The 13,154-nt window shown below is 72.8% G+C and carries 11 protein-coding genes; 8 read left to right on the top strand and 3 right to left on the bottom strand.

Features of this window, described 5'->3' with window-relative positions; genetic code table 11:
* Positions 1 to 346: 346 nt before the first annotated feature.
* From dnaB to K6T13_RS17135, 3 genes are all read left to right on the top strand, one after another.
* A complete protein-coding gene (gene dnaB / locus K6T13_RS17145; protein WP_222898360.1) occupies positions 347 to 1,696 on the top strand; it encodes a replicative DNA helicase in 1,350 nt (449 codons plus the stop codon).
* A 10-nt stretch (positions 1,697 to 1,706) separates the two neighbouring features.
* Entirely contained in the window at positions 1,707 to 1,931 is a 225-nt protein-coding gene (locus tag K6T13_RS17140) for a hypothetical protein (protein WP_222895721.1), read from the top strand.
* Positions 1,932 to 2,401: 470 nt separating this feature from the next.
* Positions 2,402 to 3,679, top strand: a complete 1,278-nt coding sequence (locus K6T13_RS17135) for an RCC1 domain-containing protein (RefSeq protein ID WP_222895720.1) — start codon at positions 2,402 to 2,404, stop codon at positions 3,677 to 3,679.
* 57 nt (positions 3,680 to 3,736) lie between these two features.
* Here the strand turns inward: K6T13_RS17135 and K6T13_RS17130 are convergent, their stop codons facing one another.
* Both K6T13_RS17130 and K6T13_RS17125 read right to left on the bottom strand, forming a co-directional pair.
* Positions 3,737 to 5,206 (bottom strand): LLM class flavin-dependent oxidoreductase, encoded by a 1,470-nt coding sequence (locus tag K6T13_RS17130; RefSeq protein ID WP_222895719.1) that lies wholly within the window; start codon positions 5,204 to 5,206, stop codon positions 3,737 to 3,739.
* Between the two features lie 34 nt (positions 5,207 to 5,240).
* A complete protein-coding gene (locus K6T13_RS17125) occupies positions 5,241 to 6,374 on the bottom strand; it encodes a DUF3179 domain-containing protein (protein WP_222895718.1) in 1,134 nt (377 codons plus the stop codon).
* Positions 6,375 to 6,456: 82 nt separating this feature from the next.
* On the opposite strand from K6T13_RS17125, the gene K6T13_RS17120 reads away from it, so the two are divergent.
* The 4 genes from K6T13_RS17120 (at position 6,457) to K6T13_RS17105 (ending at position 8,779) form a co-directional block, all read left to right on the top strand.
* The gene (locus tag K6T13_RS17120; RefSeq protein WP_222895717.1) at positions 6,457 to 6,975 is read left to right on the top strand and encodes a redoxin family protein; all 519 of its coding nucleotides are present in this window, start codon (positions 6,457 to 6,459) and stop codon (positions 6,973 to 6,975) included.
* 18 nt (positions 6,976 to 6,993) lie between these two features.
* Entirely contained in the window at positions 6,994 to 7,302 is a 309-nt protein-coding gene (locus K6T13_RS17115; RefSeq protein WP_249423852.1) for a DUF427 domain-containing protein, read from the top strand.
* Between the two features lie 98 nt (positions 7,303 to 7,400).
* Entirely contained in the window at positions 7,401 to 7,961 is a 561-nt protein-coding gene (locus tag K6T13_RS17110) for a hypothetical protein (RefSeq protein WP_222895715.1), read from the top strand.
* Positions 7,962 to 7,975: 14 nt separating this feature from the next.
* Positions 7,976 to 8,779 (top strand): Crp/Fnr family transcriptional regulator, encoded by an 804-nt coding sequence (locus tag K6T13_RS17105; protein ID WP_222895714.1) that lies wholly within the window; start codon positions 7,976 to 7,978, stop codon positions 8,777 to 8,779.
* Positions 8,780 to 8,869: 90 nt separating this feature from the next.
* Here the strand turns inward: K6T13_RS17105 and K6T13_RS17100 are convergent, their stop codons facing one another.
* A complete protein-coding gene (locus K6T13_RS17100; protein WP_222895713.1) occupies positions 8,870 to 9,352 on the bottom strand; it encodes a hypothetical protein in 483 nt (160 codons plus the stop codon).
* A gap of 159 nt (positions 9,353 to 9,511) precedes the next feature.
* On the opposite strand from K6T13_RS17100, the gene K6T13_RS17095 reads away from it, so the two are divergent.
* Complete coding sequence (locus tag K6T13_RS17095; protein WP_222895712.1) at positions 9,512 to 13,087, top strand: ATP-binding protein; 3,576 nt, start codon at positions 9,512 to 9,514, stop codon at positions 13,085 to 13,087.
* The last annotated feature ends 67 nt before the right edge of the window (positions 13,088 to 13,154 follow it).

Below are 13,154 nucleotides of genomic sequence, written 5' to 3'. Positions count from 1 at the left end.
TTTTGCGTCCACACCGTGTGGGCGGCGTTTGCGCAGGTCAGCGGCGTGCGGGTGGCGGTGCGCGGCGGCCGCTCCACAGTCGGCTCCCCAGACTGTGCACACGTTGTCGCCCCTCGTCCACCAGTTCCGGGTGGTTATCCCCAAGCGCCTGTGGAGAGGGCACTTCCCGTGGCGCGACACCCGGACGTACCTTCCTCCGGGTCGCCCAGATTGTCAGTCCAGTTCCCTACCGTGGTGGCCAGGAGCTGGACCGGTCCGCGACCGGTCCCGAGGAGGTCTGGTGAGCGTCACCGAGCACGACGTGGCGGGCACGTCCGACCCCTACGAGGAGTGGGGCGACGGGCCCGTGGCCTACGCACCCGGTGAGGCACCCCAGCGCTCCGGCGACCGGATGCCGCCGCAGGACATGGCCGCCGAGCAGAGCGTGCTCGGCTCGATGCTGCTCTCCAAGGACGCCATCTCCGACGTCACCGAGATCGTCCGGGGCGCGGACTTCTACCGGCCCGCCCACGAGCAGATCCACGACGCCATCATCGACCTCTACGGGCGCGGCGAGCCGGCTGACCCGGTCACCGTCGCCGCCGAGCTGCAGCGCCGCGGCGAGCTGGCGCGGATCGGCGGCGCCCCCTACCTCCACACGCTCTCGGCCAACGTCCCGATCGCGGCCAACGCGGGCTACTACGCCGAGATCGTCCGTGAGAAGGCGATCCTGCGCCGGCTGGTCGACGCCGGTACCCGCATCGTCCAGATCGGCTATGCCGGCGAGGGCCAGGTCGACGACGTGGTCGACGAGGCGCAGGCGGAGGTCTACAAGGTCACCGACCGCCGGTCCTCGGAGGACTACGCGCCGCTCTCCGACATCATGGACGGCGTCCTCGACGAGATCGAGGCGATCGGCAACCGCGAGGCGGGGCTCTACGGCGTCCCGACCGGCTTCGCCGACCTCGACGACCTCACCAACGGACTCCATGCCGGGCAGATGGTCATCGTGGCGGCCCGTCCGGCCATGGGTAAGTCCACGCTGGCCCTCGACCTTTGCCGGGCGGCCTCGATCCACAACAACCTGACCAGCTGCTTCTTCAGCCTGGAGATGACGCGCTCGGAGATCACGATGCGTCTGCTCTCGGCCGAGGCGAAGGTGCCCCTCAACCACATCCGCAACGGCCAGATGAGCGACGAGGACTGGACCAAGCTGGCCCGCAAGATGGGTGAGGTCTCCAGCGCGCCGATGTTCATCGACGACTCGCCCAACATGACGATGATGGAGATCCGGGCCAAGGCGCGGCGGCTCAAGCAGCGCCACGACCTCAAGCTGGTGGTGATCGACTACCTCCAGCTGATGACCTCGGGCAAGAAGGTGGAGTCCCGCCAGCTGGAGGTCTCGGAGTTCTCACGCCAGATCAAGCTGCTGGCCAAGGAGCTCGGCGTCCCGATCATCGCGCTGTCACAGCTCAACCGCGGGCCGGAGCAGCGCGGCGACAAGCGCCCTATGATGTCGGACCTGCGCGAGTCGGGCTCGATCGAGCAGGACGCCGACATGGTGGTGCTCTTGCACCGCGACGACGTCTACGAGAAGGAGTCGACCCGGCCCGGCGAGGCCGACCTGATCGTGGCCAAGCACCGCAACGGTCCGACCCGCGACATCACCGTCGCGTTCCAGGGCCACTACTCGCGCTTCGTCGACATGGCGCACTGAGGAGATCCGGGTGGACGAGCAGGTTCAGTGCGCCGGGGGCGCGCTGCGGGCGCTGGTCGCCCTCGGCCTCGCGATGAGCATCATCGGCGGGCTGGTGATCGCCCTCAGCTGGGAGCGCCACGAGGCGACCGTCCTCGGAGGCGCCCTGCTGGCTGCCTCCGGGCAGGTGCTCGCGCTGCTGGGGCTCGCGGGTCGCGGGACGCTCGACCCGCCCCTCGGCGACCGCGTCGGCTGACGCGTCCTCAGGCGGTCAGGCCGGTCGAGGTCCACATGATCAGGCCGTTCCACGCCGCGGGGATGCTCCCGCGACATAGCCTCTGCTGAACCCCGCCCCCGGTCGGAGGATCTCACCCCTACATGAGGAGCACTGTGCTGCGCCATCGATCTCGGTTCATCGCCCTGCTGGCGTCGCTCGCTGCCCTCGCCTGCCTAGTACCCGGCTCGGTCATGGCCGGAGCCGAGGCGGTGACCACGGCAGGGTCCCTCCAGGTGACACCCCACCCTCCGATCGTCGGTGAACGCTTCAAGGTCCGGGGGACGCTGCCGCCGGAACGGCCCCGACCCGTCGTGCTCCAGCGCTTCGTCGGGGGGCGGTGGGTCCCACACGCGTCGACACGGACCAGCCAGACCGGTGCGTTCTCCTTCGCGCAACGCGCACCCGGACGAGCGGGATCACGGGTACGCCTCCGCGCCTACGCCCGAGCCGTGACGTTGTCCGGTCGTCGCTATGGCGCGCTCGCCACGCCCGATCAGCGCTACCGGGTCAGTCGCCTCGAGGGCCGGTTGCAGAGCCCCGCGCTCGTCGACGCCGATCAGCAGACGACCGTCACCGCCAGGTTCTCACCCGCCCGACGTGGCCGCACCGTGGTGCTGCAGCGCAAGGTCAGCGGCGGCTGGACCGAGATCGACAGGGCAAGGGAGACGACGAAGGGACGCACGCGTCTCTCAGTCCGACTGGGTACCGGTGAGACTGCCCGGCTCCGCGCTGTGGCACGTCCACACCGGGGAGGGCCCGCGGGAAGGACCGGCGCGGCCCTCACCCGCGCCGCGACCTGGAGGAGCGTCCACGGCATGGGCGGCACCCACCGTTGCGGCATCACGTCGACCGGCGATGCCGTGTGCGCCGAAGGGCCGGCAGGACGCGTCAGGTCGGTACCGGGCTGGTCCCAGGTCAGTGGGGGCTACAACTACTCCTGCGGGGTCACCACCGACGAGGCGGCCTGGTGCTGGGGCGAGAACGAGTACGGGGTGTTCGGCAACGGCAAGAGCAACGGCAGCTCCAGCAACCCCGTCCAGGTCGCGGGTGCTGCGGGTTGGGCCTCGATCGAGGCGAGCCACATCCACACCTGCGCGGTCAAGACCGACCACACCGCCTGGTGCTGGGGGAACAACCGACTCGGACAGCTGGGCAATGGTGCCGTGAGCAACACCGGGCACCCTTTGCCGATCCAGGTGGGTACCGACGCGGACTGGGCGTCGGTCACCACGGGCTACAACTTCACCTGCGGATTGAAGCTGAGCGGGGACCTGTACTGCTGGGGTGAGGGGTACGGGCCGATCCCGGTACTGCGGGGCTCCGGGTACAAATCCGTGTCCGCCGGAACCACGCACGCGTGCGCGGTCTCCCTCGCCGGGGCCATGTCGTGCTTCGGCAGCAACAACTACGGCGAGGCGGGCAGCAGCCTCGACGAGCATGCATGGACGGCTGTGTCCGCCGGCAACTACCGGACGTGCGGCGTTCGAGCGGAGGGCTCCCTCTGGTGCTGGGGGCATGGCAACCTCGGCGACGGAAGCACCGAGCGCAGCGCCATCCCCAAGCAAGTCGGCCCGGAGCACTTATGGCTCGAGGTGAGCGCAGGAAATCGTTCGGGGGATTGCGCGCTGCGCGCCGACCACACCGCATGGTGCTGGGGCCAGGCTCGAGACGGAGGCGCGCACGTCGACCTCCTTCCTGCGCGACGCTTCATCGACTCGGCGACCTGAACCGGTCCTCACGCGGCAGGGTTGGGTGAGGGTGCTGCCCAGGAGCGCCGACGGCCCTCAGGCGGTCAGGCCGGCGAGGTCTGCGACCGCGTCGGGCCCGTCGAGGTCAGGCGTGGCCATGAAGACCGTCGAGACGCCGAGCTCCGCGAGCTCGGCGTAGCGCGCGCGGTGGTCGGCGAGCGTGCCGGCACGGGTGCGGGCGGCGTACGCCGCGGCAGGAGTGCGCCCGCGGTGCCGCTCGACCCGGGCCCACACGTCGTCGCGGTCGCGGCCGACCACCGGCAGGTCGAGCACCGTCACTGCGACGTCAGCCGGGTCGCGGCCCACGGCCGCGCAGTGGTCGCGCAGGACCGCCACCTTGTGCCGCAGCTGCTCGGTGTCCGTGGTGCGCAGGTTGCAGGCATCGCCGAGGCGGGCGGCGATCCGCAGCGTCCGCCGCTCGCCCGAGCCCCCGACGATCACGGGGATCGAGGCGGCGGGTCGGGGATAGCAGGTCGTCTCCGGCAGCACGACCTCACCGTCGTCGTAGGCCTTGGTGCCGGCCGCCCAGAGTGCCCGCAGGGTGAGGATGGCCCGCTCGAGCTCGTCGAGACGGTCGCGGTCCGGGGGGAAGGGCAGGCCGAACGCCGCGTGCTCGCGCTCCCACCAGCCGGCTCCGATGCCGACGAAGCAGCGACCGCCCGTGAGCGCGGACAGCGTGGCCGCCGCCTTGGCCGTGATGCCGGCCGGGCGGAAGGTGACCGGGGTGCACAGCGTCCCGAGCTCCAGCTCCGTGTCGAGTGCGGCCAGGGCGCCGAGGGTCACCCACGGTTCGGGGATCGGCTCCCACGCCCGCCCCACGGTCGGGATCTGGATCAGGTGGTCCATCAGCGCCACGCCGGCGAACCCGGCCCCGTCGGCCGCCCGGGTCACCTCACCGAGCCACGCCAGCGGGTCCTCACCCCAGGGAAAGCGGGACACCTGCAGCACGACGCGTACGCCGTGGCTGCCGACCCGGTCGGGCGCGGGTCGGCGGCCCGACCGGGTCACGGGCTCGGCCACCGGGTCGGGGAGCGCCGCCGCCGCGTCGGTCACCGCGACCACGACGTCCCACCCCTCTCCCTCGAGGTCGGGCCGCAGCGTGCGCACGGTTGCCAGCTGGCTGGCGAGCACGGGCGCGGGGACCGGCCGGTCCCGGGTCGCGTTGCGGCGCCGGCACTCCGCGTCCGGGGTCTCCATGACCACCACGACTGCGGGAAGTCCGGCGCTGCGCGCGGCGGCCAGCCAGCCACGTCGGCGGACGGTGTCGGTCCCGAGGGTGTCGACGACCGTGGTCAGGCCGCGCCCGAGCCGCGCCGCGACGATCGTCTCCAGCAGGCCGAAGGCGTCCTCGGAGGCGTCCAGGTCGTGGGGTCCTGACCCGGCGATCCCGCGCAGCGCGTCGGACGACACGATCTCGGGGGCCCGGAACCTGGCCCCGGCCCACGTGGACTTGCCGGAGCCCGAGGCACCCACCAGCACGACCAGGGCCGGGTCGGGGAGCCGCATGCCTGCAGTCTCGCGCACCGACGGGCCTGCGGCCTCACTCCGTCAGCGCGGTGTCGGGCTTGAAGGCGACCCAGGAGAACCAGAAGGTGTCGAGGTGCGTGACCGGGGTGAGCTGGGTCCCGGCGAGCGGGCCGCTGGTGGCCACGCCGAGCACGTTCCAGCGCGATCCGGTCTGGTCGTCACGGAAGCCTCCGCCGGCCGGCTCGAACGTGAGGCGGCGGTCATCGACCTGCGGGTCGTAGACACCGACCGTGCCGACGTCGCGCCCCTGGGCGATGGCGCTCGTGTCGAGGGCGGAACGCTGCCCCGGCGTGTGCCAGAGCACGAGCTCCTGCCCGCCCACCTCGACCTCCATCACCTGACGATCTGCCACGGTCTGGCGACGGACGGCCAAGGCGTCGCCATCGATCTCGACACCGATCACCCGCTCCTTGACCGGCAGCCTCGGGTCCTCGCCGTCGGGCAGGTCGAAGAGCAGCGAGCCGTCGGGGTCGTCGTAGCCGGCGTAGGGGTTCTCGCCGTAGGGACGCTCGAAGCCGGTGTCACGGGTGAGGACCTTCCCCTGCGGGAAGGCCTCCCGGAACTGCGCGAACCCCGTGACTCCGAGGGGGATCGCCGTCAGCTGGGTGCCGGTCAGCTCGCCGACCGAGGCCAGGCCGGTCAGCTGCGGCCACAAGGAGCGGGTCTGCCGGTCGTACATCACCAGGTTGTCCGCGTACAGCAGTCCGCTGGTGCCGAAGTCGTACCGCTCGCCGTCGACGACCCGCTCGAAGGCGACCCCCGAGTTGCAGAGCGGGCAGTACGTGACGGCCACCGGGACACCCCCGACCGTGTCGTTGACGATCTCGTGCCACGTCATGACCTGGAGCGGGTAGGCCTTGGCCTCGTCCTCGATCTGCAGCGAGAGGACCGGGTCGTCGTCGACCAGCCAGTCCACCTCGTCCACGGGCTGGAACTTGGGCGCGTCGATGGGGGGGATGCCGTCGGGAGGAGGGCCGCCCGAGATGAGGTCGTCGGTGTCGATCAGCGGCTCCGGGGTCGCAGCCGACTCCCCCGCCTCGGACGGCTGGCCTGCTTCGGCCTCCTCGAGGAGCTGCTCGGCGTCGTTCGTGCACGCGGCGCTGAACAGAGCCGCCACCGCCACCGCCACGATCGCCCGCTTGCGCATGTGGCCAGCGTCCGCCGAGCGGCGCGGACGCTCCGTAAGCCTGCTCACAGAGCGGCTTGTGCCCACCTCGGAGACTGGAGGCATGCGACGGATCGTGGTGCTGCTGACCCTCGGGGTGCTGGTCCTGGCCGGCTGCGCCGCGGACCCGGCGACCTCGTCAGGAGAGGCGGACGCAGCTGCACCGCTGCCGGTCGGCACCGGCAAGGTCGCCGACCTCGACTTCAGCGCCACGACCCTGTCGGGCGAGGCGTTCGACGGGACCGCGCTCCGTGGCCGACCCACGGTGCTGTGGTTCTGGGCGCCCTGGTGCCCGACCTGCCGGGCGCAGATCCCCGGGGTGACCCGACTGGCGGAGCGGCACGCCGGCGAGGTGGCCGTCGTCGGTGTCGGGGGACTCGACGACCGCGCCGTCATCGAGGAGCTCGCCGGACAGATCCCCGAGGTCACGCACCTCGTGGATCCGGAGGGCGAGGTCTGGAAGCACTTCGGGGTGACCAGCCAGAGCAGCTACACGGTGATCGACGCCGAGGGGGAGATCCTCGTGGAGGGCTTCCTGGACGACGCCGCCATCGCCGACCTCGTCGACCGGCTCGCGGCCTGAAGCGGTGACGCGGTGAGGATGCAGGCCAGGTGGCGCGGGACGGTGATCGCCGACTCGGACCGCACCCGCCGGGTCGAGGGCAACCACTACTTCCCGCACGAGGACGTGGCGTGGGAACACCTGAGGAGGAGTGGGACCGTCTCCGTCTGTCCCTGGAAGGGCCGGGCCGACTACTACGACCTCGAGGTCGGCGGGGCGAGCGTGCCGGACGTGGCCTGGGAGTACCGCCGTCCCTTCCCGTGGGCCCGGTTCATCCGCGGCCGGGTCGCGTTCTGGGGCGGGGTCGAGGTCGTCGAGGTCAGCGACTTCCCGGCCGACAGCGTCTGACCGTCCGGTCAGGCGGGTTGTGTGAGCGTGCTCACCGACGGGGGCCGACCGTGGGTGGAGCGTGGATGGTCACACTTCCGACCGGGCTGGAGTTCACCATGACATCGACCACCACCTCTGCACGCCCCACGTCCCTCGGCCGCTCGCTGGTGATCGGCATCGGAGCGGGTGTCCTCGCCTCGCTCGTGATGGCGCTCTACGCGATGGGTGCGTCCTGGCTCAAGGACACCGGGTTCCTCACCCCGCTCTACCACATCGCCTCCCTGGTGACGGCGCCCGACGCCATGATGACGTCGATGGAGGCCGGCATGGCCGGAGAGGCCGTGCGGCTCGAGGCCGGGCCCGCGCTGGTCGGCGCCCTGATCCACATGACGACCGGAGCGTTCTACGGAGTGCTGTTCACGGTCGTGGCCGTGCGGCTCCACGTCGGTGCAGCCGTGCTGGCCGGGCTGGGCCTCCTGTGGGGAGCGGTCGTCTTCGTGCTCAGCGCCTTCGTCGCGCTCCCCGCAGCCGCGACGGTGTTCGACGCCGGCGAGCCGATCCGCGACATGGCCGAGATGGCCGGATGGGGCACCTTCCTCGCCGAGCACCTGCTGTTCGGCGTCGTGCTCGGGCTGCTCGTGGCTGCCTGGCGTCGAGGATCCCGAACCGTCGAGTGAGGTCGCGTGACACGATGGACCTGGATGCCGCCCACTGCCTGAGCAACACCGACCCGGAGCTGCTGGCCGGCGGTGGGCGTCCCTGGTCGCCCGGGCGCCGGGAGGAGGACGTCGACATCGACCGCGCAGCACGCGAGCCGCAGGACCTCTGGTGCATGGCGGAGGTCGACATCTTCTGCGACCTCGACGACTCCGAGATGGACGCGCTCGCCGATGCCGCGCCCATGAAGCGCTATGCGGCCGGCTCGATGGTCTACACGCCGCACGAGCCCGTGGCGGCCCTCTTCATCCTCAAGCAGGGCCGGATCCGGATCTTCCGCGTCTCGCCGGACGGCCGCGCCCTGACCACGGCCATCATCGAGCCGGGAACCATCTTCGGGGAGATGGTGGTCGTCGGGCAGCGCATGCACGACAGCTATGCCGAGGCGCTCGACGACGCCGTCGTCTGCGTGATGACCGAACGCGACGTGCACCGGCTGCTGCTCGGCGACCCGCGCATCGCGGCACGGATCTCCGCGACCCTGGGCCGCAGGCTGGGCGAGCTGGAGCAACGCCTGACCGACGCGGTGTTCAAGAGCGTCCCCGAACGGATCGCCGGCGCCCTGGTGACCCTGGCAGAGGGCAGTGCGAGCCGGACGATCGGGCGCGGGGTGCAGGTACGGCTGACCCACGAGCAGCTGGCGGCGCTGGCTGCCACCTCGCGTGAGACCACGACGAAGGTGCTCGGAGAGTTCGCCGAGCGCGGCTTGATCAGCCTGGGCCGCGCGCGCATCGTCATCCTCGACCAGGACGAGCTCGCCCGCGTCGCCGCGGGGTAGCCGGGCGCAGGCACCCGGACCGCCGAGAGCGCGGTCGGTCGGAGCCACCCCCTGACCCGGACCGACCGCGCAGCCTGTGGGCTCCTCCCGTCAGCTGTCGAAGACCTCGACGCCGGCCCGGCCCTCGGTGGCGAGGACCAGTGACAGCCAGCCGTCGGTACCGACCAGCCGTCGGCGCGAGCTCGCGGTCACCTGGTAGATCCCCGTGAACCGGTGCGTGACGACATACGTCGCGTCGGTCCACAGCCCGCACACCTGTCCGGACCCGCCGAGGTCGAGGTGCTTGCGACGGGGTCCGTCCACCTGCAGCGTGGCCGTCGCGGGCTCGCACTGCCCCGGCACGGGGAGCGTGCCGTCACCGGCCGCCAGGGTGGCGACGTAGGCCCCGCCGAACGGGCGCCCGGTGACCTCGCCGACGAGCCGGGCCGTCCCGCCGGAGTCCACCTCGTAGGAGTCCGTAGCGGCTCCGCGCAGGTCGATGAGCGGGCGCGCGGCCGACGCGACCGAGGTGGTCGTGCCGAGCACGGTCAGCACGGCGACGACGAACGCGATGAGCTTCCGGGGCTGGTGCATGGGTGTCTCCTGGTGTGATCCTGGGTCGGGCACCACCAGGGTCGCGCGGTGCGCTTGGGCCCGGGTTGAGGCGGACTTGAGTCCCGTGCAGCCCCCGAAAACGAGGGGGACAGCGGCCTGTCGCCGGTCGTATCCTCGCCGCAGGAGCGAGGGGGGAAGGTGGACGGCACCAGGCTGCAGCTGCGCGTGCTCGGCGAGCTGACGGCCACGCGTGACGGCGCGGCCCTCGACCTCGGCGGGCGACGCCAGCGCGCCGTGCTCGCCGCCTTGGTCATCCACCGGGGCGAGGCCGTCACCGCCGACCGGCTCGCCGACTACGTCTGGGGAGACGGCGCGCCCGCCAACGTCGCAGGCGCGCTGCAGGCCTACGTCAGCCACCTCCGGAAGCGGTTGCAGCCCGAGGTCGAGGCTCGGCGCCGCGACGGGGTCATCGCCCGCGCCGGGACCGGCTACGCGCTCCGGGTCGACCCCGGCGACGTGGACGCCTGGCGGTTCGAGGCGGCTGTCGATGCCGCCGCCGCGATGGCACCCGGTGACGCGGTCCACGTGCTCGACGACGCCCTCCGGTTGTGGCGGGGACAGGCCTACGCGGAGTACGCCGGCGAGCCCTGGGTCGAGGCCGAGGTGACGAGGCTGCGGGAGCTCCGCGCGGTCGCGCGCGAGCGCCTGCTCGCCGCCCGGCTGCAGCTGGGCGATGCCGCGGTCCTCGTGGGTGACCTGGAGGCGCTGGTCGCCGAGGACCCGCTGCGTGAGGAGCGCTGGCGGCTGCTCGTGCTGGCCCTCTACCGGGCCCAGCGGCAGGCCGACGCGCTGGCGGCCCTCCGACGGGCCCGTGAGCTCCTGGCGGAGGAGCTGGGGGTCGATCCGGGCCCGGCGTTGCGGACCCTGGAAGCAGAGGTGCTGGCCCACTCGCCGGCCCTCGACGCCCCGGCGTCGGCGGTGCCCGCGACTCCCCTGGTGGAGACGGCCCGACCGGGTCCCGAGAGCCCGAGCGACCTGGTCGACCGGAGCCGCGAGACCGGCTTGCTCCGTGGTCTCGTCGGTGACCTCGGCGCCGGCCGCCCCGGCTGTGTGGTGATCGAGGGACCGGCGGGCATCGGCAAGACGCGGCTGCTCCTCGAGACCGTGCAGCTCGCCACTGCGGCGGGGGGCCACGTGCTGTCGGCGCGGGGGAGTGACCTGGAGCGGTCCTACGGCTTCGGCGTGGTCCGCCAGCTGCTGGAGGGCGAGCTGAGCGACGCCGACCGTCGCGAACGGCTGTTGCGGGGCGCGGCCGCGGGGGCACGTGCGGTCGTCGACGACGCCGGCGACCACGAGCACCACGGCAGCTTCGCGGTCCTGCACGGGCTCTACTGGCTGACGGTCAACCTGGCGGCCGAGACCCCCCTGGTGATCGTGGTCGACGACGCGCAGTCCTGTGACAGCGCCTCGTTGCGCTACCTCGCCTACCTCGTCCGCAGGCTCGAGCGGCTTCCCGTGCTCGTCGTGCTGACGGTGCGCACCGGTGAGGAGGGCCCCGAGGAGGCCCTGCTCGCCGAGCTCGCGCTCGACCCGGCGGTGCACGTGCTGCGGCCCCAGCCGTTGTCTGCCGAGGCCACCCGGTCGCTGGTCCGCGAGCGGCTGGGTGAGGGCGCCGACTCCTTCGTGGGTGCCTGTCACCGGATGACCTCGGGGAACCCGTTGCTGCTGCGTCAGCTGCTGCGGGCGCTGGCCGACGAGGGTGTCCGCCCCGACGTCTCCCACGTGGACACGGTGCGCGCGGTCGGGTCGCGGGCGGTCTCCGCCCAGGTCACGCTACGGCTGCGCCGGATGCCGCCGGAAGCGACGGCGGTAGCGCGGGCGGTGGCGGTGCTCGGAGACGCCGCCGCGCTGCCGACCGTCTCCGCGCTTGCCCAGCTGCCGGAGGACCGGACCGCGGCGGCCCTCGATGCCCTCAGCCGGGGGGAGATCCTCGAGAACCGGCAGCCGCTGCGCTTCGTCCATCCCCTGGTCGGCGAGGCTGTCCGCGACGACCTCCCGGCAGCCGAGCGTGCCCTCCACCACGAGCGGGCGGCCCAGCTGCTGAGGGAGCACGGGGCGCCTCCGGAGGAGGTCGCGGCCCACCTGCTCGTCTCCCCCCGCCGCGGGGACGGGGCGACGGTGGACCTGCTCCGTCGGGCGGCACTCACCGCGTCGGCCCGGGGTGCCTCGGACTCGGCGGTGCTCCTGCTCCGGCGCGCCCTGGAGGAGCCGGTACGCCGGGACCACCGTGCCGGCCTGCTGGTCGAGCTGGGGCTGGTCGAGACGCTGGTCGACGGTCCGGCCGCCGCACACCACCTGACGGAGGCCTACGAGCTGGTCGAGGATCCCGCCGAGCGCGCCCGGATCGCGATGGTCATCGTGCGCGTGCTGGTCTTCGCGGCCGCCCCGGGGGTGGCCACCTCGTTCGCCCGGGACGCCGTCGCGGCGCTGCCCGAGGGCTGCGACGACGAGCGGCAGGGGCTGCTCGCCCTGCAGCGGATCACCGGGTACATGCACCGGCTGCCGCCCGAGCAGTTCCGGGCCGGCGTGGTCCCGGAGGTCTCGGGCACCGGCGACGGGGCGCGGATGCTGGCGGCGACGCTCTCCTACGAGCTGCTGCTCGCAGGTGAGCACCGCGAGCGGGCTGTCGAGCTCGGCCGCTTCGCGCTCGCCGAGGACCGGCTGCTCGAGGTCGACAGCGGCCTGCTGTGGATCGTGGCCGCGAACGTGCTGCAGCTCGCCGACGACGACATCGGCGACTTCTGGGACCGCGCCCTCGCCCGGGCCCACGCGACCGGCGGGCTCTTCGCCGCGCTGTCGGCCAACCTGTGGCGGGGCTTCACCCAGGGCCGCCGCGGCCACCTCGACGACGCGCTGCACTCCCTGGCCGACGGCACCGAGCAGCAACGGGTGTGGGGGGTCTCCGGGGTGACGGCCACCTACGGTGCTGCGTTCACCATCGGGGTGCAGGTGGACCGGGGCGACCTGGCCGCCGCCGAGGCCGCACTGACCGAGGCCCGGGCGCTGCCCTGGCTGGGGGAGGGCGGCAGGCTGCTGCACGAGGCCGCCGCCCGGCTCCGGCTCGAGCAGGGTCGACCCGGCGAGGCCCTCGCCGAGATCACCGACCTCGTCGAGCACTGCGGGATCGCCAACCCGGCCTGGGCTCCCTGGCGCGGCCTCAAGGCGCAGGCACTGGCCGGGCTGGGCCGCACCTCGGAGGCGGTCGAGCTCGCGGAGGAGCAGGTCGCGCTGCTGCGTCAGTGGGGCGCGGCCTCGGCGCTGGGGTCGGGGCTGCGCGTCCTGGGGGAGGTCCGGGGCACCGAGGGAGAGGCTGCCCCGAGAGAGGCTGCCCCGAGAGAGGTTGCCCTGAGGGAGGCGACGTCCCTGCTCTCCGGCACCGACGCGGCCGTGGAGACCGCCCGGGCCCGATTGGCGCTGGGGCAGTGCCGCGGCGTCCCGGCCGGGGAGGCGGTCGACCTGCTCCGCTCGGCGCTCGTGGTCGCCCGGACGTGCGGTGCCCGGATCGTCGCGCGCGACGCTGCTGCCGAGCTGGAGCGTCGGGGAGCGCCGGTCGACGGCGGTGCCGACCGTCCCGTGGAGCCGACCGACCGGGAGCAGCGGATCCTGGAGCTGGTTCACGAGGGCCTCGACGCCGACGAGGTCGCCCAACGCCTGTTCCTGACGCCCGGCACGGTGCGCGCCGTGCTCGAGCACCGACCGGGGACCGCGCCGTGAGTCGGCGTACGGCGGACCGGCTCAAGTCGTCCACAAGTCGCGGGTGCCACGCTGGCACCCGCCGAGA

This window comes from Nocardioides coralli (genome assembly GCF_019880385.1).
GTDB classification, from domain to species: domain Bacteria; phylum Actinomycetota; class Actinomycetes; order Propionibacteriales; family Nocardioidaceae; genus Nocardioides; species Nocardioides coralli.
This window is presented reverse-complemented; position numbering and strand designations above follow the sequence as displayed.